Genomic DNA, 17,809 nt, shown 5'->3' with positions numbered 1-17,809 from the left:
CCGGCAACCCGCCCGAGCGGTGCCCTCTCGTTAGGATCCTCAGATGTCATCCTCCTCGCAGACCCCCTCCGGCGCCTCCGAGCAGCAGCCGCGCCGACAGCACGATTCTCAGCGCGGCGTCGGCTGGCTCAACAGCTTCTTCCGCAAGATCGTCGGCCCGGCCCAGGTCGACAACTCTCGCCCGGGCGGCTACTACGAGGACGAGAGCCTCCGCCACGAGCAGCTCGCCGCCATGGGCCTGGAGATGCGCACCGATGCCAATGGGCATTCCTATGTGGTGAAGAAGACCGACTGACCCCTGTCGGCACACAGATCAGCCGCCGCATCCAGATGGGTGCGGCGGCTGATCTGTGTCACCTCCTGAGGGAGCCGGTCACCTCCAGTCGGAGATGATGTCGACGAGTTCCCGGCGCGGACCCGTGTAGAACGGGATCTCCTCGCGCACGTGCAGTCGCGCCTCGACTCCGCGCAGATCGCGCATGAGATCGACGATGCGGTGCAGCTCGGGGGCCTCGAAGGCCAGCAGCCATTCGTAGTCACCGAGAGCGAAGGACGCGATCGTGTTCGCCTTGACGTCCTTGTAGTCGGCAGCGGCCATGCCGTGGTCACGCAGCATCTTCGAGCGGTCGGCCGGGTCGAGGAGGTACCAGTCGTAGGAGCGCACGAACGGATAGACGCAGATGTAGTCACCCGGTACGTCGTCGACCAGCAGCGCCGGCAGATGGGCCTTGTTGAACTCGGCCGGTCGATGGATGCCGACGACGGACCAGATGGGTTCGAGGACACCGCCGAGCAGACTGCGGCGGATCACCGAATAGGCGGCCTGCACGACCTCGATGCTGGGCGCGTGGTACCAGAACAGCACGTCGGCGTCGGCGCGCAGGGCGGAGACGTCGTAGATGCCGCGGACGACGAGTCCCTGTTCCTTGAGCGGTTCCAGGGCCGCCAGCAGTTCATCGGCGAGTTCGGTGCGGTCGGCGTCGCCGAGCTCACCGGCCGAGGCGTAGACAGAATAGGCGATGTACCTCGTCTGCTTGTTCGCTGCCTCGATCTGGGCTTCGGTGGGCTGAGTGTGGTCGCTCATTCCTGCTCCTTCTGTGATCTCTTCGTTCTCTGTCGGTCTGTTGTCGGCGTGCCTCGATCATCGAGGGCGGACTCCCCATCGGCGAGCAGCGCCTGGGCGGGCGAGTGTTCCTGGCCGGCGGGCACCCGCAGCCGTCCGGCGGCCGCCTCGGCGCGGGAGATGCAGGCCGGGATCCCGACACCTTCGAAGGCCGAACCGGCGAGTTCGAGTCCTTCGATGCCCGCAATCTGCGCATCGACCTCGCCGATGCGCGAGGCGTGGCCGGGCAGGTACTGCGGCAGGGCGGAGTTCCAGCGCTGGACCTCGGCGGCCAGGATGCGTGCCGTCGGACGTGCAGTGATCGAGCGCCAGTCGGCGAAGGCGCGATCGATGATCTCCTCGTCGGAGAGGCTCGGCCAGCCTTCGTGGTCGTCTCCGAAGCGTCCGATGCTCATCCGCACCAGAGCGGTGCCTGCCGGAATGTACGCGGCCGTCCACGGCCATTTGTTCGACACGAATGTCGAGGCCTTGATGAAGGTGTCTTCGGTCGCGGGCACGAGGAACCCCGAACCCTGCAGCTCGGCCCCGTCGAGGTCGATCAGCGCAGCGACCAAGGCCGTGGTGGCGTAGGGGACGTCCCCGAGCAGGGACGCCGCCGCGGGGGCCGCTTCGGCGAGGAGCCCGGCGGTCACATGCGCGGGAGTCGCCAGCACGAGCCCGTCGGATTCGACGTCGGTCCCCTCACCGGTGACCGTCCAGGTCCGATCGCTGCGGCGGATCCGGGTGACGTCGGCGCCGAGGCGGATCGTCCCGCCGTTGGACTCGATCGCCTCGCACAGGGCGGGGATGAGCCGGTTGATCCCGCCTTCGAAGCTCATGAACACCGGTTCGGCCGCCGCGCCTGATGACCCGGTCCCTGCTGCCGCGGTGCGGGCTCGGCGCGCGGCGAGGAGATCGGCTGCGAGGTCGAGCACGGAAGTGCCTTCGACAGCCGCAGGCAGGAGCGCGGGGACGGTCTCGGCCAGGGACAGGTCCCGGCACCTTCCCGCGTAGACCCCGCCGAGGAGCGGGTCGACGAGCGAGTCGACGATGGCATCGCCGAGGCGGGCGGACAGGAAGTCCCCGAGTGAGACATCGTCCCCGACGATCGGGGGCGTGATCCGTTCGGCGGCCAGCCGCTGTGCGGCGTCGACACCGATGAGCGGTTCCACCTCGGCGGCCGAAGCGGGAACGCCCATGATCGTGGCCTTCGGAATCCGGTGCAGCTGTCCCCGATTGAGCACCTGCGAACTGTGCGCGGTCGAGGGGAACACCGTGTCGAGGCCGAGCTCGGCGGCCAGGCTGCGGGTCTCGGGTCGCCGGTTGAGGCTCGCCTCGGCACCGGCGTCGAGCCCGATGGGCACGGCGCCGTCGAGGGTGGTCTGCTTGAGGCAGCCGCCCGGGCGGCCTCGGGCCTCGAGCACTGTGACCCGGTGTTCGGCGGAGAGGCGGTAGGCGGCGACGAGGCCGGAGACGCCTCCCCCGACGACGGTGATCTCGCTCATCGGATCAGCTGCGGCCGAGGATCTCGGCCGAGACCCGGTGCACGAGGTCGACGATGCGACCGGGCACCTCGGGGTCGGTGTCGGGCAGCACTCCGTGGCCGAGGTTGAAAACGAAACCGCCCTCGTGTTCGAGCCCCTTGGCCACGATGGCCTCGATGCGCGGGGCCAGCGCCTCCCACGGGGTGAAGAGCAGCGCGGGATCGAGATTGCCCTGCAGAGCCTGTCCGGGCTGGATCCGGGTCGCGGCATCGGCGAGGTCGACTCGGAAGTCGACGCCGACGGCGGTCGAGCCCGCACGCGACATGGAGCCGAGCAGCTCACCGGTCTGCACGCCGAAGTGGATGCTGGGAACCTCGTGGCCGGCCAGGGCCGAGAACACCGCGGTGGAGTGTTCGAGGACATGGTCCTCGTAATCCTGACGCGAGAGGTAGCCGGCCCAGGAGTCGAAGAGCTGGAAGGCCTCGGCGCCGGCCCGCAGCTGCACATCGATGAAGGTCGTGGAGATGCGGGCGAGCTTGCCCAGCAGGGTGGAGAAGGCCTCGGGATCGGAGGCCATGAGAGACTTCGTCTTCTCATGGTTCTTGCTCGGACCGCCTTCGATGAGGTAGCTGGCCAGCGTGAAGGGGGCTCCGGCGAATCCGATGAGCGGCGTCGCCCCGTCGAGTTCGGCGGTGATCCGCTGAATCGATTCGGTGATATCGGGGATGTCGGCGGCATCGAGTTCGGGCAGTGCGTCGATGTCGGCGCGGCTGCGCACGGGTTCGGCGATGACGGGGCCGGTGCCGGGCACGATCTCGACGTCGACCCCGGCGGCCTGGAGCGGGACGACGATATCGGAGAAGAAGATGGCGGCGTCGACGCCGTGGCGGCGGACGGGCTGGAGCGTGATCTCGGAGACGAGCTCGGGGTCGCGGCAGGCGTCGAGCATCGCAGTGCCCTCACGCAGCTTCCGGTACTCGGGCAGGGAGCGGCCGGCCTGCCGCATGAACCAGACGGGAGTGTGCTCCACCGGTTCCGAACGCAGGGCGGTCAACAGGGGTGATGTCATGGCCCCATCCTCCCATTCTTCGTCCGCCGATGCCCACCGGACTCCGGTTTCAAGACGCCGAGTCTTGCATGCTCGAGGGGCGACCCGCAGGCCGGACGTCCGCCGATTCTCCGGCCCCGTTCGGCGTGGATGATTCCACTGCCCGCAGTGCTGGCCTATCGTGGCCAGTGTGGTCAACACCTCACCTCTCAATCGCATTCCGGCGGAGTTCTCGGCCGTGACTTCGGTGCTGCGTGAAGCACGCAGCACGAACAATGTGTCGATCTCCGAGATTCCGGCGCCGGCCCGCCTCGCGCCCTACTCCTATGCGCTCGGTGCCGAGGTCAGTGCCGACGAGACCTTTCTGCGCGCCAGCGGAGAGACCATCGACGAATTGGCCACCGGACGCATCGTCGTCCTCTTCGACCCCAGCGCGCCCGAGGAATGGGAGGGCCGGTTCCGGGTGGTGTCCTATATTCGGGCCGAGCTCGAGCATGAACTCGGCAATGAGACGCTGCTCGGCCACGTTGCCTGGAGCTGGCTCGAAGACGCTCTCGATGCCAACGGCTGCGAAGTGCTCGCCGCCGGCGGGACGACGACCCGAGTGCTGTCCGAGAGCTTCGGCACATTGGCCGATCGCCCGGCCACGATAGACTTGGAGCTGCGGGCTTCGTGGACACCCGTGATTGACGAGCCGGATCTGATCGGCAATCACTTCGAGGCCTGGATCGATCTGCTCAGCACAGTCGCCGGACTGCCACCACTTCCTGAAGGAGTCACAGCCCTGCCCGGGCGCCGTCGATGACATCTGAACTACCGCTTCTGGACACACCCGCGAACGGCATACCCGAGGTCGTCGACACTGCTGAGGGCTTCTCCTCCTCGGTCACCTGCCTGGCAGCAGGCGCTGGACCGATCGCCGTCGACGCCGAACGCGCCTCGGGCATCAGATACGGCCAACGCGCCTTCCTCATCCAGCTGCGGCGGGAGGGGGCCGGCACGTTCCTCCTCGACTCCGAGACCCTCGGCGACCTCAGCGGCCTCAACCCCGCTCTCGGCCGCGACGAATGGGTCATCCATTCCGTCACCCAGGACCTGCCCTGCCTGCAGGAGAGGGGAATGCGTCCGGCGGCCCTCTTCGACACCGAACTCGCCGCCCGTCTGCTCGGCTGGGAGAAGTTCGGTCTGGCCGCGGTCGCCGAACGGACTCTGGGTGTGCGTCTGGCCAAGGAGCATTCGGCGGCGGACTGGTCCACGCGGCCCCTGCCGCAGGCCTGGCTCAACTATGCTGCCCTCGATGTCGAGGTGCTGCTGCCCATTCGCGACATCCTCTGCCAGCAGCTGCTCGAGGCCGGTCGCTGGGAGTTCGCCGAGCAGGAGTTCTCCCACCTCCTCGAATTCGAGCCCAAGCACTTCGACGAGCCCTGGCGACGCACCCACGGGCTGTCGAAGGTCAGGTCTCGCCGCGATATCGCCCGAGTCCGCGAACTCTGGCAGGCCCGCGACTCCATGGCCCGCGAGGCCGATATCGCGCCCAGCCGGCTTCTGCGCGATCGTGACCTCATCGCCCTCGCCCAGTCCGGCGTGAAGTCCAGCGACGACATCATGGCTCAGTGGCGCAGGCTCTCACGCGCCGAGGCGGCCCGGCTGTTCCGCGCCTACCGCAAGGCCTCGCGCCTGACCGTCGACGAGCTCCCGACCCGGCAGGAGAAGGTGCGTCAGCGGCGCAGCCCGTTCAGCCACACGGATCTCAAGGAACGCGTCGCCGCGCTCAAAGCGGCGATGGGTGAGCTGTCGGAGAAGCTGGCGATCCCCCACGATGTGCTGCTCCAACCGGCCCTGGTCAAAACATTGGCCGCACAGCCGACCGTCGACGTCGAGCACTTCCTCGCCGAGGCGGGCGCGCGGCCCTGGCAGATCGAGCTGAGCGGCCCCACGCTGACGAAAGCCCTGGACCGACTGCCTCGCGCCTGAGACGATCGAGTTCTCCGGCAGGACCCGACTGACACCGGGCCCCAGCACCTGGCCCGCCCGGACCTGAGGCGGACTGCCGATCTGCCCCGCTCCCGACCCGTGCTCACACGGCTCGGCGGGCGCCTTCTTCGGCCCGGTGGGCCACCTCGGCGGGCAGGGCCCGGACGATACGCGACACGATCGTGTCCACATCGAGGCCGACGTGTTCGAGGATCTCCTCACGCGAGCCCTGCGGGAGGAACTCGTCGGGGGCCCCGAGCTCGAGGACTCCGATCCGCGAATCGGCCTCGCGCAGGTCCGATCGGATCTGCGAACCGACACCGCCGATCTTCACCCCGTCCTCGAGCACGGCCACGAGACTGTGCCCGGCGGCCAGAGCGATGACGCTCTCGGGCACGGGCAGCACCCATCTGGGATCGACGATCGTGGCCGAGATCCCCTGTCCGGCCAGCTGCTCGGCCACCGCTTCGGCCCGCACCGCGAAGGGGCCGACCGAGACGATGAGCACATCCTCGACAGAACCGGCAGGCACCTCGCGGAGGACATCGACTCCGTCATCGAGCCGTCGCAGCGCCGGGATGTCGGAGCCCACGCTGCCGCGCGGGAACCTCAGCACCGTGGGTCCGTCCGTGACAGCCGCCGCTTCGCGCAGCTCCTCGGTCAGGCGGGCTGCGTCGCGGGGCGCGGCGAGACGGAGACCGGGCACGATGCGCAGCATCGCGATATCCCAGATCCCGTGATGGCTGGCCCCGTCCGGGCCGGTGACGCCCGCCCGGTCGAGGACGAAGGTGACGCCCTGCCGGTGCAGCGCCACGTCCATGAGCATCTGGTCGAAGGCCCGGTTGAGGAAGGTCGAGTAGATGCACACGATCGGGTGGAGTCCGCCATAGGACAGTCCCGCCGCCGAGGCGACCGCGTGCTGTTCGGCGATGCCGACGTCGAAGACACGCTGGGGGAACTGCTTCGCGAACTCCGCGAGCCCGACCGGCAGGAGCATGGCCGCCGTGACCGCGACGATGTCGGAGCGCTCTGCGGCGAGTTCGCACACCTCCGTGCCGAACACCGAGGTCCATGAGGTCGATTTCGACGGAGTCGACCTCCCGGTCACGGGGTCGATGACGCCGACGGAGTGGAACTGATCGGCGTCGTCGTTGACCGCCGGGTCGAAGCCGTGGCCCTTCTGCGTGATCATGTGGACGATGATGGGGCCGCCCTCGAATTGCTTCGCCAGCTGCAGGGCCTTCTCGACCGAAGACAGATCGTGGCCGTCGACGGGGCCGAGGTATTTGATACCGAGCTCGTCGAACATCCCCGTCTGGGCGGGGCTGACCATGTCCTTGAGGCCGCGTTTGACTCCGTGGATGGCACTGTAGGCTGCGCGCCCGGGCGCTCCGGACTGGCGCAGGGTCTCCTTGCCCCAGGTCAGGAGCCTCTCATAGCCGGACATGGTGCGCAGCTCGTCGAGGTGGGCGGCGAAACCGCCGACGGTCGGAGCGTAGGACCGTCCGTTGTCGTTGACGATGATGACGAGTCTGCGAGGCGGGGCCGAGGTGTCCGCGGCGATCGTGTTGAGCGCCTCCCAGGCCATGCCGCCCGTCAGTGCTCCGTCGCCGATGACGGCCGCGACGTGCCGGTCGGTCTCGCCCGTGAGCTGGCGGGCTTTGGCGATGCCGTCGGCCCATGACAGGGAGGCGGAGGCGTGCGAGTTCTCGAGGACGTCGTGTTCGCTCTCGGCGCGGCTCGGGTAGCCGGAGAGCCCTTCGCGCTGCCGCAGGGTGGAGAACTGCTCGGATCGGCCGGTGAGCAGCTTGTGCACGTATGTCTGGTGGCCGACATCGAAGATGATCGTGTCCCGCGGGGAGTCGAACACCCGGTGGAGGCCCATGGTGAGCTCGACGACGCCGAGGTTGGGCCCGAGGTGTCCGCCGGTTCCGGCCACGCTCGTGATGAGGTGATCCCGGATCTCCTTGGCCAGGACCTCGCACTCCTCATCGTCGAGCCGGCGCAGATCGGCCGGTGAGCCGAGCGATTCGAGAAATGTCATTCGGCCTCACTTCTGACGGCTTCGCTGACGGACACATTCCATTCGCCCCATCCTATCCCTCACACCGGGAAGTGATTCATCCCATCTTGCGCCGCTGCTCTCCTTCAGCTGCCGACGCATCCGACACCCTTAGCTTCACATCGCCCCGGTGCAACGCGGTGTCTTATCGCTGACGGTCACGGATGCCGCAGTACCTGTACGGCTCGTCGCCAGCGGTGAAGGATGCTCCCCGCACAGGCACTGCGGTGAAGGATGCTCCCCGCACAGGCACTCAGGCACGACGAAGGCCGGCGGGTTCTCACCCACCGGCCTTCGCTCAGCTCCGAGTCACTGACTCAGCGCGACATCTGCGATCAGGAGTTCGCGAGCTGACGCAGCACGTACTGCAGGATGCCGCCGTTGCGGTAGTAGTCGGCCTCACCGGGTGTGTCGATGCGGACAACGCCGTCGAAGTCGACGGTCGTGCCGTCGTCCTTCGTCGCCGTGACCGTGACAGTCGCCGGGGTCGTGCCCTCGTTGAGTTCCGTGACGCCCTCGATGGAGAAGGTCTCGGTGCCGTCGAGGCCGAGCGAATCGGCGGACTCGCCGGCGGGGAACTGCAGCGGCAGGACGCCCATGCCGATGAGGTTCGAGCGGTGGATGCGCTCGAAGCTCTCGGCGATGACGGCCTCGACGCCGAGCAGCTTGGTGCCCTTGGCAGCCCAGTCACGCGAGGATCCCGAACCGTACTCCTTGCCGCCGAGGACGACCAGCGGTGTGCCGGCTGCCTGGTAGTTCACAGAAGCATCGTAGATCGTCGTCTGCGGTCCGTTCTCCTGCGTGAAGTCGCGGGTGAACCCGCCCTGGACTCCGTCGAGGAGCTGGTTCTGCAGGCGGATGTTCGCGAACGTTCCGCGGATCATGACTTCATGGTTGCCGCGGCGGGAGCCATAGGAGTTGAAGTCCTTGCGCTGGACACCGTGCTCGACGAGGTACTTGCCGGCAGGGGTGTCGGCCTTGAAGGAGCCTGCGGGCGAGATGTGGTCGGTGGTCACCGAGTCGCCGAGCTTCGCGAGCACGCGGGCACCCTTGATGTCCTCGACGGCTTCGGGCTCGAGGCCCATGCCGTCGAAGAAGGTGGGCTTGCGCACGTAGGTCGACTTGTCGTCCCATTCGAAGATCTTGCCCTCGGGGGTCTCGAGCTGCTGCCAGCGCTCGTCACCGTCGAAGATCCGGCCGTATTCGCTGTCGAACATGTCGGTCGAGATCGACGAGGAGATGACGGACTCGACTTCCTCGGGCGAGGGCCAGAGGTCGGCCAGATAGACGTCCACACCGTCCGAATCCTTGCCCAGGGGCTGGTTCGCGAAGTCGAAGTCCATGGTTCCCGCCAGGGCGTAGGCGATGACCAGCGGAGGCGAAGCCAGGTAGTTCATCTTCACATCAGGGCTGATGCGGCCTTCGAAGTTGCGGTTGCCCGAGAGTACGGCGGTGACCGAGAGATCGTTGTCCTGAATGCTGTTCGAGATCTCCGAGTCCAGCGGTCCCGAGTTGCCGATGCAGGTCGTGCAGCCGTAGCCGACGATGTAGAAGTTGAGCGCCTCGAGGTCCTCGATGAGCCCGGCCTTCTCGTAGTAGTTCGTCACGACCTTCGAACCCGGTGCGATCGAGGTCTTGACCCACGGCTTCGAGTTGAGTCCGCGCTTGCGGGCGTTGCGGGCCAGCAGACCAGCGGCCATCATCACCGAGGGGTTCGAGGTGTTGGTGCACGAGGTGATCGATGCGATCGCCACGGCACCGTTGGCCAGCTCGAAGTTGCGGCCGTCGGCGGTGGTGACGTCCACGGACTTGCCCTCTTCGCCGGGTGCGGCGTAGTTGTGGATGTCCTTGGCGAACTGGTTCTTCGCATCGGAGAGTTCGATGCGGTCCTGCGGGCGCTTCGGTCCGGAGATCGAGGGCACCACGGTCGAGAGGTCGAGCTCGAGGTACTCGGAGTACTCGACTTCCTTGCTCGGATCGTGCCACAGGCCCTGGGCCTTCGCGTAGTCCTCGACCAGCTGGATCTGCTCGTCCGAGCGGCCGGTGAGCTTGAGGTAGTCGATGGTCACCTCGTCGATCGGGAAGATCGCGGCGGTCGAACCGAACTCGGGGCTCATATTGCCGATCGTAGCGCGGTTGGCCAGCGGCACCTCGGCGACGCCGTTGCCGTAGAATTCGACGAACTTGCCGACGGCGCCGTGCTGGCGGAGCATGTCGGTGATCGTGAGCACGACATCCGTGGCCGTGACCCCCGAAGGGATCTCACCGGTCAGTTTGAAGCCGACGACGCGCGGGATGAGCATCGACACGGGCTGGCCGAGCATGGCCGCCTCTGCCTCGATGCCGCCGACGCCCCAGCCGAGCACACCGAGGCCATTGACCATGGTGGTGTGCGAGTCCGTGCCGACCAGGGTGTCCGGGTAGGCGCGGAGGACTCCGTCGACCTCGCGCGGCATGACCACGCGAGCCAGGTGCTCGATGTTGACCTGGTGGACGATGCCCATGCCCGGAGGGACGACCTTGAAGTCTTCGAAGGCGGTCTGGCCCCAGCGCAGGAACTGGTAGCGCTCCCCGTTGCGCTGGTATTCGATGTCCATGTTCAGCTCGACGGCGTCGGCGGTGCCGAAGCGGTCGATCTGCACCGAGTGGTCGATGACCAGTTCGGCCGGAGCCAGCGGGTTGACCTGGTCCGGGTTGCCACCGAGTTCGACGACCTTCTCACGCATGGTGGCGAGGTCGACGATGCAGGGCACACCGGTGAAGTCCTGCATCACCACGCGGGCCGGGGTGAACTGGATCTCGGTGTCCGGTTCGGCACTGGGGTCCCAGCTGCCGAGTGCCTCGATATGCTCCGAAGTGATGTTCGCGCCGTCTTCCGTGCGCAGCAGGTTCTCCAACAGCACCTTGAGGCTGAAGGGAAGCTTCTCCGACCCTGGGACCTTGTCCAGGCGATAGATCTCATAATCCTTATCGCCTACGGTCAGGGTGCTCTTCGATTTGAACGTATCGACGTTGCTCATCGTGATTCTCCTGTTTCATCCGACACTCATCCAAGAAACCGGGCGAGCCCTTGCACCGCGCACCGATTTACGCGACACATATGTTTCCAAAAGTATCTTGACGTCAAGATAAATTCTATCGCATCCGAGTAGCTTTGACCACCGTGGCACACCGGCGGCCGAAACCGGTCGCTCGGGTTTTCCTCTGCCGCGAATCCGGTCATCACCAGGGACGCCGTCGCCCACCGCGGCCTACTGTGAGAACCGCATCGACACCACCGTCGGGCACGCCCAGCGCCACCGAGGAGATCTCATGGACCCGTTCGCGCTCGGTGCCGGATTCGGATTCGGCGCCCTGCTCGTCGGCATCATCTTCGCCGTCATCTGCAATACGCTGGCCAGGGAGAAGGACCGCTCGGCCGGCTGGTGGGCACTGTGGGGATTCCTCACGACCTTCATCGCCCTCATCGTCCTCGTCCTCCTCCCCCGCAAGACCGCGGCCTGACCGCTGCCCAGTCTCCGCTGAGGACCACGGTCGATCCCCGCAGGTCCCTCCGGGTCCCCCGCCGAGGCGGCCCCGAGCGGCCCTGTCCGTCACCGTCGCAGAATGGTGACCGTCTCCAGGTGCGCGGTGAGCGGGAAGAGATCGAAGCCGGTGAGGCTCTCGATCGCGAAGCCGCCGTCCGTCAGCTGCGCCAAGTCCCTCGCCAGCGTCGCAGGATCGCAGGACACGTAGATGAGCGTGCGGGCCGCGGATGCGACGAGCGCCGAGGTGACAGCCTTGCCTGCTCCCGCTCGCGGCGGGTCGAGGATGATGACATCGGATTCGGGCAGGCGCGCCCGGTCGACGCTGCGCGCAAGGAAGCGGGCGTCGAGGTCCGCCGCATTGGCACGCGCATGGGCGATAGCCGTCTCGACTCCCTCGATGCCGAACAGAGGTGCGCCGACGGCTCGGGCCGCCCCGATGCCGAGCAGCCCCACCCCGCAGTAGAGGTCGCCGATCGAGTCGACGCTATCGGGAAGGGCGCCGATCACTTCGCCGCTGAGCAGCTCGGCCGCGCGACGGTGGACCTGCCAGAATCCGTCGGCGGCGACGGTGAAGTCACGTCCGTCGACCCTCTCTGTCAGGGTGGAGCCGCCGCGGTGGACGCGGAGGTCGGCGCCGCGCTCTCGCGGGCGGGAGCGCGGCTTTCCGCGGGCACCGCGGCTCCGAGTGCCGGACCGACCACTGTCGTGCCCCCTGCCGCTTCCAGCAGTCTCCGTGAGTAAGAAGAAGGACGCGGGCAGCCACTCCTCGAGCTCGTCGATCACCTGCGGCGAGGCCGGACCGCGGACGATCAGAGCCCCCTGGTCGTCGGCCCAGGCGAACTCGAGTCGGCGCACTCCCGGCAGACGCAGTCCCGTCAGGTCGAGAGCATTGAGCGGGCCGGCCGCCAGCGGAGGGCTCGTCACAGCAATGACATCATGCGAACGGGGTGCGAGCATTCCCGCTCGTCCCTCGGCGTCCACGGCCAGCTGCACGCGGGTGCGCCAATCGGTTCCGTCCGTCTCTCCCGGCGCCGGCCGGACCTCGACGTGCCGGTCGATGTGCCCGATGCGGCTCAGCTGATCGGCCAGAACCTCTGATTTGAGCTTGCGCGAGTGGGCGAGGTCGACGTGGGCGAACTCCATGCCGCCGAATCCGGCCGTCGATGGATCCGCCCCTCCGGGAACGTAGGCGAGGCGACGATCGGCCACTCGGTGCTGCGAGGCTTCGAGCACCTCGACGACCTCGGCGCGGAGGAATCTCGCAGCCGACGCGGCCTCGGTGATCACCCTCACACGTTCGCCGGGCAGGGCTCCGGAGACGAAGACGACCTGCCCGTCGTGGCGGGCGATGCTCGTGCCGCCTGCGGCCGGTGATTCGATGTCGAGAGTCAGCTCCTGGGCGGGGACCATCGTGTCACTCATGGATGTCTATGCCTGTCTGTACAGCGTGGTGTCGGAATCGGGCCCGTCTCCCCCGTATTGGCGGGAGAAGGACTTGAGGCGCCAGGGCACAGAGACCACGACGACGTTGGGGACGAGCAGCAGCCGGGTGCGAAGTTTGAGCGCTACCTGATTGTGCAGGATGTGCTCCCACCACCGTCCCACGACGAACTGCGGGATGTAGACGATGACGAGATCGCGCGGGGAGCGCCTGCGGATGGCGAGGATGTGGGCCAGGAGCGGGCGGACGAGTTCGCGGTAGGGAGAGCCGAGCACCGTCAGCGGCACCGGCAGCTCCATGTCGTTCCACCTCTTCTGCAGGGCTGCGGCGGCCTCCTCGTCGACGGCCACTGTGACGGCCTCGAGCTGGCTCGATCGGGTCACCCGGGCATAGGACAGGGCCCGCATCGTGGGTTTGTCGATCTCGCCCACGACGACGATGGCATGCGTGTTCGACGGAATGGTCCGCGAGTTCACATCGGCATCGGGGGCCAGCTCCCGGGTCACCCGCGCGTAATGGCGGTGGATGGCGCCCATGACGAGGTAGAGGCCGGCCATCGCGACCACGGCCAGCCAGGCCCCGGCGAGGAACTTCGAGACGATGACGACGATGAGCACCCCGGCGGCCAGCAGGCAGCCGAGGCTGTTGACGATCCGGTTGATGTGCATCCGGACTCGGGTCTTTGCGTCGATGACCAGACGCAGGCGCTTCCTCCAGTGCAGGACCATGCCCGCCTGGCCGAGGACGAAGCTGGCGAAGACTCCCACGAGGTAGAGCTGGATCAGAGTGGTCGCCGATGCGCTGGTGGCGATGACGAGCACGATCGCCGCCGCGGCCAACAGGAGGATGCCGTTGGAGAAGGTGAGACGGTCTCCCTTCGTCGCCAGCTGCTTCGGCAGGAATTCGTCCCTGGCCAGTCGGGAGGCCAGGCCCGGGAAGCCCTCGACCGCCGTGTTCGCGGCGACGATGAGCACGAGCGCAGTGATGAGGACGACGATGTAGAACATCACCGGCGCATTGTCGAAGATCGCATGTGCCAGCTGCGCGAGCACCGGTTCCTGCTCGTATTCGGCGCTGACGGGGCTGCCGTCCCCACGCACCAGGTAGAGGTGCGGATCGTCGACGTATTTGATGCCGGTGACCGAGGCGAGGTAGGTCAGCCCGGTGAGCATGAGGGCCGCGAGCAGACCGGACAGCAGCAGGGTGTTGCCGGCGTTCCTGCCGCGCGGCTTCTTGAATGCAGGCACCGCCGTGGCCACGGTCTGGACACCGGCCAAGGCCACGGACCCCGAGGAGAAGGCGCGCAGGACGATGAGCACCGTGGCCAGCCCCAGTGTCGCCTCATCGCCGATTCCGCTGTGGACGACCGTGTAGTCGGCCGTCTGCGCCTGCGGGGTATCGCCGATGCCGACCCGGATGAGGCCGACGCTCATGGTGAGGAAGACGGCGCCGAGGAAGAGGTAGGTCGGCACCGCCAGCAGCATCGGCGTCGCCCGTGACCCGCGCAGGCCGGCGAGCGAGATGAGCAGGATGCCGACGATGGCCACGGGCACGCGGTAGGGAGCCAGCGGCGGGAACGCCGTGGTGATGTATGCGGCGAAGACCGTCATCGACACGGCCAGGGTGAGCACATAGTCCACGAGCAGGGCGGCTGCGACGACGAGGCCCGCACCGGAGCCGAGGTTCTTCGAAGCCACCTCGTAGTCTCCGCCGCCCGAGGGGTAGGCCTTGACGTTGATGCGGTAGCAGGCGACGATCACGAGGATGACCAGACCGACGGCCACACCGATCCAGGGTGCCACGGTCAGGGCCACGAGTGAGGTCAGCGACAGTGCCAGGAGGATCTCGTCCGGGGCATAGGCCACCGATGAGAGCATGTCGGAGGCGAAGACGGGCATTGCGATGCGCTTCTTCAGCGCCGGCGCACGCCTGTCCTCACTGCGGAAGGGCCGTCCAACGAGTAGTCTTTTGACGGCATCAGAAAAACTGCTGGCCACGGCAACCAATGGTAGATCACTGCGGAGAGGAAAACCCATGCACTTCGTGATTATGGGCTGCGGCCGAGTCGGGGCCTCCCTGGCCAAAGCCCTCGATGCGAATGGGCACTCCGTCGCCGTCGTCGACCGGGACCCGGACGCGTTCCTCAAACTGGGTCGCGATTTCAGCGGCTCGACGATCACTGGGATCGGCTTCGACCGGGAGACCCTGTCGCAGGCGAAGACTGCCGAGGCCTTCGCCTTCGCCGCGGTCTCGAGTGGGGACAATTCGAATATCCTCGCCGCGCGTGTCGCCCGGGAGACCTTCGGGGTGACGAACGTGGCCGCTCGCATCTACGACCCGGACCGGGCGCAGGTGTTCGAGCGCCTCGGCATCCCCACGGTCCCCACCGTGCGGTGGACGGCCGAGCAGGTGATGCGCAAGCTCGTCCCCCAGGGCTCGATCACCGAGTACCGTGAGCCCTCGGGCAATCTCGTCCTCGCCGAGGTGCATCTCGACCCCGGGTGGGTCGCTCGTCCGATCAAGGACATCGAATCCCGGACCAGGGCACGCGTCGCCTACGTCACCCGCCTGTCCGAGGGCATCGTCGCCCATGAGGATCTCCTGCTCCAGGATGGGGATCTCGTCCATCTCATGTGTCCGGTCGACCGCCTCCGCGAGATCGAACGGATCCTGGATCAGCCCGTGCGAACCGTGGAGGAGGAAGAATGAGGGTCGTCATCGCCGGAGCCGGTTCCGTCGGTCGCTCGGTGGCCAGGGAGCTGCTCGACAAGGAGCATTCGGTGCTGCTCATCGACCAGAGCAAGGAGGCCCTGGGGCACGAACGCATCCCCGGTGCCGAATGGCTGCTCTCCGATGCCTGCGAACTCGCCGGACTCGCCGAGGCGGGCCTCGAGGAAGCGGATGTGGTCGTGGCCGCGACCGGCGATGACAAGACCAACCTCGTCCTCTCGCTCTTGGCCAAGACCGAGTTCGGCGTGCCGCGGACGGTCTCGCGGGTGAATAACCCGAAGAACGAATGGCTGTTCGATGACAATTGGGGTGTCGATGTCGCGGTCTCGACTCCGCGGCTGATGACCGCGCTGGTCGAGGAGGCGGTCGAGGTCGGCGGCCTCGTGCACCTCATGAGCTTCGAACGCGGCCAGGCGGGGCTGCTGGAGTTCACCGTGCATGAGAGCGCCGGACTCGTGGCCGAACGCATCGGCGGCATCACGTTCCCGCTCGATACCGTGCTGGTGGCGATCATCCGCAATTCGCGGGCGTTCGCTCCGAGTGCCGATGACGTCATCGAGGCCGGGGACGAACTGTTCTTCCTCTCATCCCCCGACCAGGAGGCCGCGCTGCTGGCGCTGCTCCAGGAGACTAGGGCCGCAGCGGAGGACGGCTCCGACTGACGTTACGCGGCACCGGGTCTGTTCACCGGTGGCCGCGACGAACTCAGACCTCGGTGTCCTCCCGCGTCTGCAGCAGCTCGTAGACGGGGTTGTGGGCGGTCAAGACCCCGTCGGTGCCGCAGAATCGGCCTTCGAGGACGATGAGGGCGCCCGGGCGGATCCCGCTGATCTCGCGTCGACCGAGGAACTGGGCGCGGGCCTCGCCGGTGCCGTCGGCCACGGTGATGTCGAGCCGGGGGCTGTCAGCGCTGCACGATTGGGTGGTCGCGGAGACGACTCCGGCGATGCGTGAGGTCTTGCGTGCTTCGAGGTCCTCGACCGGGACGGCTCCCGGTATCTGACTGACGAGGCGCAGATCGGCCCGGGCTTCCGCGTCGCGGGAGCCGAAGTCGCGCACGAGGCGGGTGATGAGATCCAACATCCCCGGTCAGCGGACCTCTGTGATCTCGGGACCGCGCTCGAAGGGGTTGAGCTCGTCCTCGTCCTTCTTGTCCTCTCCAGCGTCGCCGTCGACCTGCGGGGCGGTGAGTGCGATGAGCTCCCTGGGAGCCATGGCCTCCTGACCGCGGTCGACGACGACCCCGCGGAAGAGTGCCGACAGTTCGGCCCGGACCTCGTCATCGGTCACGGCTTTGCCGGAGAACACGGCGCGGACGAACCAGCGCGGGCCGTCGATGCCGGCGAAGCGCATGGCCCTCTTGCCCGGTCGGCCGGACTCGGTCTTCGCCGGAACCTCGATGGCCAATTCCTTGCCGAGAGATGTGTGCAGCTCGTCCGATTCGCCGCCCTGGGAGGAGACGGACTCGGACAGCTGCTGGCGCACGGTGTTCCACAGCCCCTCGGAGCGCGGCGTCGCGAACGCCTGGAGCTGGATGCCTCCGCCCTCGTGGATGAGCGTCACGGCCAGCACCCGCTGCGAATCGTCATCGGTGTCCAGGCGCACCTGCATTCCGTCGACGACAGGCACCTTGAGTGCGCCGAGGTCGAGGCGGTCGTGCTCCGGGTAGTCCTCGGAGATGTCGAACGGACCCTTCTCCGACCGGTCGAAAGGCGCTGACTTCTCCAGCAGCGCCTCTTCCTCCTCGAGGTCCTCATCCGGATCCGCGTCATCCGCATCTGCTTCAGCAGCCTCTTCGTCGGCGGTGTCGCTGTCCTCGGCCGCTGCGGTCTCGAGGTCGCCCTCGTCGCTCAGCTCTTCGTCCGAGACGAGGTCGTCATCGGTCTGCGGTGTGGATTTCCTGAACTTGGAGAACAGTCCCATGAGTCCTCACTTCTCCTTTTCACTGAGAGCGGCGTCGAGGCCACCGGTGGATCCGAATCCCCCGGCCCCGCGATCGCTGCCGTCGAGGGAGTCGACGATGGTGAAGTCTGCGTGTGCGATCCGCTGGATCACCAGCTGGGCGATGCGATCCCCGCGAGCCACTCGCAGCGGGGTCTTCGCATCGAGGTTGATCAGCGGCACCTTGATCTCGCCCCGGTAGCCGGCATCGATGGTGCCGGGTGCATTGACGACGGTGACCCCGTGCTTGCTCGACAGCCCGGAACGCGGGTGGACGAAGGCCGCATATCCGACGGGCAGGGCGATCGCGATGCCGGTGGGCACCACACGGCGTTCGAAGGGCTCGAGCACGAAGTCGATCGTCGAGCACAGGTCCGCACCGGCGTCGTGCGCGTGCGCGTAGGCGGGGGCGCTCGTGCCCGCGTCGAGGAGCTGAAGGTCGATCTTGAGGGTTTCCGTCACAAAGATGCACTCTAACGCCGAAGTCTGAGCGTGACCAA

General features: G+C 67.2%; 16 protein-coding genes. 6 read left to right on the top strand and 10 right to left on the bottom strand.

Annotation, left to right across the window (positions count from 1 at the left end):
• Positions 1-43: 43 nt before the first annotated feature.
• A complete protein-coding gene (locus IIE29_RS08045) occupies positions 44-295 on the top strand; it encodes a hypothetical protein (protein ID WP_209324727.1) in 252 nt (83 codons plus the stop codon).
• Between the two features lie 78 nt (positions 296-373).
• On the opposite strand, the gene hemQ is transcribed toward IIE29_RS08045, so the two are convergent.
• Genes hemQ through hemE form a run of 3 tightly spaced genes read right to left on the bottom strand, consistent with a single transcriptional unit; the run spans position 374 to position 3,655 of the window.
• Positions 374-1,084, bottom strand: a complete 711-nt coding sequence (gene hemQ, locus IIE29_RS08040) for a hydrogen peroxide-dependent heme synthase (RefSeq protein WP_209324726.1) — start codon at positions 1,082-1,084, stop codon at positions 374-376.
• Complete coding sequence (hemG, locus tag IIE29_RS08035) at positions 1,081-2,607, bottom strand: protoporphyrinogen oxidase (protein WP_209324725.1); 1,527 nt, start codon at positions 2,605-2,607, stop codon at positions 1,081-1,083. The genes hemQ and hemG overlap by 4 nt, the downstream gene beginning before the upstream one ends.
• A gap of 4 nt (positions 2,608-2,611) precedes the next feature.
• Entirely contained in the window at positions 2,612-3,655 is a 1,044-nt protein-coding gene (gene hemE, locus IIE29_RS08030; RefSeq protein WP_209324724.1) for a uroporphyrinogen decarboxylase, read from the bottom strand.
• Positions 3,656-3,824: 169 nt separating this feature from the next.
• Between hemE and IIE29_RS08025 the strand changes: the two genes are divergently transcribed.
• Both IIE29_RS08025 and IIE29_RS08020 read left to right on the top strand, forming a co-directional pair.
• On the top strand, positions 3,825-4,439 hold the full coding sequence (locus tag IIE29_RS08025; protein ID WP_209324723.1) for a DUF3000 domain-containing protein: 615 nt from the start codon (positions 3,825-3,827) through the stop codon (positions 4,437-4,439).
• The gene (locus IIE29_RS08020; RefSeq protein WP_209324722.1) at positions 4,436-5,608 is read left to right on the top strand and encodes an HRDC domain-containing protein; all 1,173 of its coding nucleotides are present in this window, start codon (positions 4,436-4,438) and stop codon (positions 5,606-5,608) included. The genes IIE29_RS08025 and IIE29_RS08020 overlap by 4 nt, the downstream gene beginning before the upstream one ends.
• 103 nt (positions 5,609-5,711) lie before the next feature.
• Here IIE29_RS08020 and dxs read toward each other — a convergent pair whose 3' ends face one another.
• Together dxs and acnA are read right to left on the bottom strand one after the other, a co-directional pair.
• Positions 5,712-7,652, bottom strand: a complete 1,941-nt coding sequence (gene dxs, locus IIE29_RS08015) for a 1-deoxy-D-xylulose-5-phosphate synthase (protein ID WP_209324721.1) — start codon at positions 7,650-7,652, stop codon at positions 5,712-5,714.
• Positions 7,653-8,005: 353 nt separating this feature from the next.
• On the bottom strand, positions 8,006-10,690 hold the full coding sequence (acnA, locus tag IIE29_RS08010; protein ID WP_209324720.1) for an aconitate hydratase AcnA: 2,685 nt from the start codon (positions 10,688-10,690) through the stop codon (positions 8,006-8,008).
• 292 nt (positions 10,691-10,982) lie between these two features.
• On the opposite strand from acnA, the gene IIE29_RS08005 reads away from it, so the two are divergent.
• Positions 10,983-11,174: a hypothetical protein gene (locus IIE29_RS08005; RefSeq protein ID WP_209324719.1), complete on the top strand. Its 192-nt coding sequence runs from the start codon at positions 10,983-10,985 to the stop codon at positions 11,172-11,174.
• Positions 11,175-11,263: 89 nt separating this feature from the next.
• Here IIE29_RS08005 and IIE29_RS08000 read toward each other — a convergent pair whose 3' ends face one another.
• Both IIE29_RS08000 and IIE29_RS07995 read right to left on the bottom strand, forming a co-directional pair.
• A complete protein-coding gene (locus tag IIE29_RS08000; RefSeq protein ID WP_246475824.1) occupies positions 11,264-12,619 on the bottom strand; it encodes a class I SAM-dependent RNA methyltransferase in 1,356 nt (451 codons plus the stop codon).
• A 6-nt stretch (positions 12,620-12,625) separates the two neighbouring features.
• Positions 12,626-14,536: an APC family permease gene (locus IIE29_RS07995; protein ID WP_209324718.1), complete on the bottom strand. Its 1,911-nt coding sequence runs from the start codon at positions 14,534-14,536 to the stop codon at positions 12,626-12,628.
• A gap of 136 nt (positions 14,537-14,672) precedes the next feature.
• Between IIE29_RS07995 and IIE29_RS07990 the strand changes: the two genes are divergently transcribed.
• Positions 14,673-15,347: a potassium channel family protein gene (locus IIE29_RS07990; protein ID WP_209324717.1), complete on the top strand. Its 675-nt coding sequence runs from the start codon at positions 14,673-14,675 to the stop codon at positions 15,345-15,347.
• A complete protein-coding gene (locus IIE29_RS07985; RefSeq protein ID WP_209324716.1) occupies positions 15,344-16,030 on the top strand; it encodes a potassium channel family protein in 687 nt (228 codons plus the stop codon). The genes IIE29_RS07990 and IIE29_RS07985 overlap by 4 nt, the downstream gene beginning before the upstream one ends.
• Positions 16,031-16,073: 43 nt before the next feature.
• On the opposite strand, the gene IIE29_RS07980 is transcribed toward IIE29_RS07985, so the two are convergent.
• From IIE29_RS07980 to dut, 3 genes are read right to left on the bottom strand one after another with little or no spacing between them, the layout of a single operon-like run.
• Positions 16,074-16,451: an OB-fold nucleic acid binding domain-containing protein gene (locus tag IIE29_RS07980; RefSeq protein WP_209324715.1), complete on the bottom strand. Its 378-nt coding sequence runs from the start codon at positions 16,449-16,451 to the stop codon at positions 16,074-16,076.
• A gap of 6 nt (positions 16,452-16,457) precedes the next feature.
• The gene (locus IIE29_RS07975; RefSeq protein ID WP_209324714.1) at positions 16,458-17,291 is read right to left on the bottom strand and encodes a DUF3710 domain-containing protein; all 834 of its coding nucleotides are present in this window, start codon (positions 17,289-17,291) and stop codon (positions 16,458-16,460) included.
• Between the two features lie 6 nt (positions 17,292-17,297).
• Positions 17,298-17,771, bottom strand: a complete 474-nt coding sequence (gene dut / locus IIE29_RS07970) for a dUTP diphosphatase (RefSeq protein WP_343071845.1) — start codon at positions 17,769-17,771, stop codon at positions 17,298-17,300.
• Positions 17,772-17,809: the final 38 nt, after the last annotated feature.

Source organism: Brevibacterium renqingii (assembly GCF_017808095.1).
In the GTDB taxonomy this organism is placed as follows: domain Bacteria; phylum Actinomycetota; class Actinomycetes; order Actinomycetales; family Brevibacteriaceae; genus Brevibacterium; species Brevibacterium renqingii.
Note: the sequence above shows the minus strand (reverse complement) of the source record. Positions and strands in the feature narration are given on the sequence as shown.

Excerpts from the sequence above, each read along its gene's own strand:
- IIE29_RS08045 (WP_209324727.1), top strand. The coding sequence starts at position 44 with ATGTCATCCTCCTCGCAGACCCCCTCCGGCGCCTCCGAGCAGCAGCCG.
- hemE (WP_209324724.1), bottom strand. The coding sequence starts at position 3,655 with ATGACATCACCCCTGTTGACCGCCCTGCGTTCGGAACCGGTGGAGCAC.
- IIE29_RS08005 (WP_209324719.1), top strand. The coding sequence starts at position 10,983 with ATGGACCCGTTCGCGCTCGGTGCCGGATTCGGATTCGGCGCCCTGCTC.
- IIE29_RS08000 (WP_246475824.1), bottom strand. The coding sequence starts at position 12,619 with ATGAGTGACACGATGGTCCCCGCCCAGGAGCTGACTCTCGACATCGAA.
- IIE29_RS07985 (WP_209324716.1), top strand. The coding sequence starts at position 15,344 with ATGAGGGTCGTCATCGCCGGAGCCGGTTCCGTCGGTCGCTCGGTGGCC.
- IIE29_RS07980 (WP_209324715.1), bottom strand. The coding sequence starts at position 16,451 with ATGTTGGATCTCATCACCCGCCTCGTGCGCGACTTCGGCTCCCGCGAC.
- hemQ (WP_209324726.1), bottom strand. The coding sequence starts at position 1,084 with ATGAGCGACCACACTCAGCCCACCGAAGCCCAGATCGAGGCAGCGAAC.
- IIE29_RS08020 (WP_209324722.1), top strand. The coding sequence starts at position 4,436 with ATGACATCTGAACTACCGCTTCTGGACACACCCGCGAACGGCATACCC.
- acnA (WP_209324720.1), bottom strand. The coding sequence starts at position 10,690 with ATGAGCAACGTCGATACGTTCAAATCGAAGAGCACCCTGACCGTAGGC.
- IIE29_RS07995 (WP_209324718.1), bottom strand. The coding sequence starts at position 14,536 with ATGCCCGTCTTCGCCTCCGACATGCTCTCATCGGTGGCCTATGCCCCG.
- dxs (WP_209324721.1), bottom strand. The coding sequence starts at position 7,652 with ATGACATTTCTCGAATCGCTCGGCTCACCGGCCGATCTGCGCCGGCTC.
- IIE29_RS07975 (WP_209324714.1), bottom strand. The coding sequence starts at position 17,291 with ATGGGACTGTTCTCCAAGTTCAGGAAATCCACACCGCAGACCGATGAC.
- hemG (WP_209324725.1), bottom strand. The coding sequence starts at position 2,607 with ATGAGCGAGATCACCGTCGTCGGGGGAGGCGTCTCCGGCCTCGTCGCC.
- IIE29_RS07990 (WP_209324717.1), top strand. The coding sequence starts at position 14,673 with ATGCACTTCGTGATTATGGGCTGCGGCCGAGTCGGGGCCTCCCTGGCC.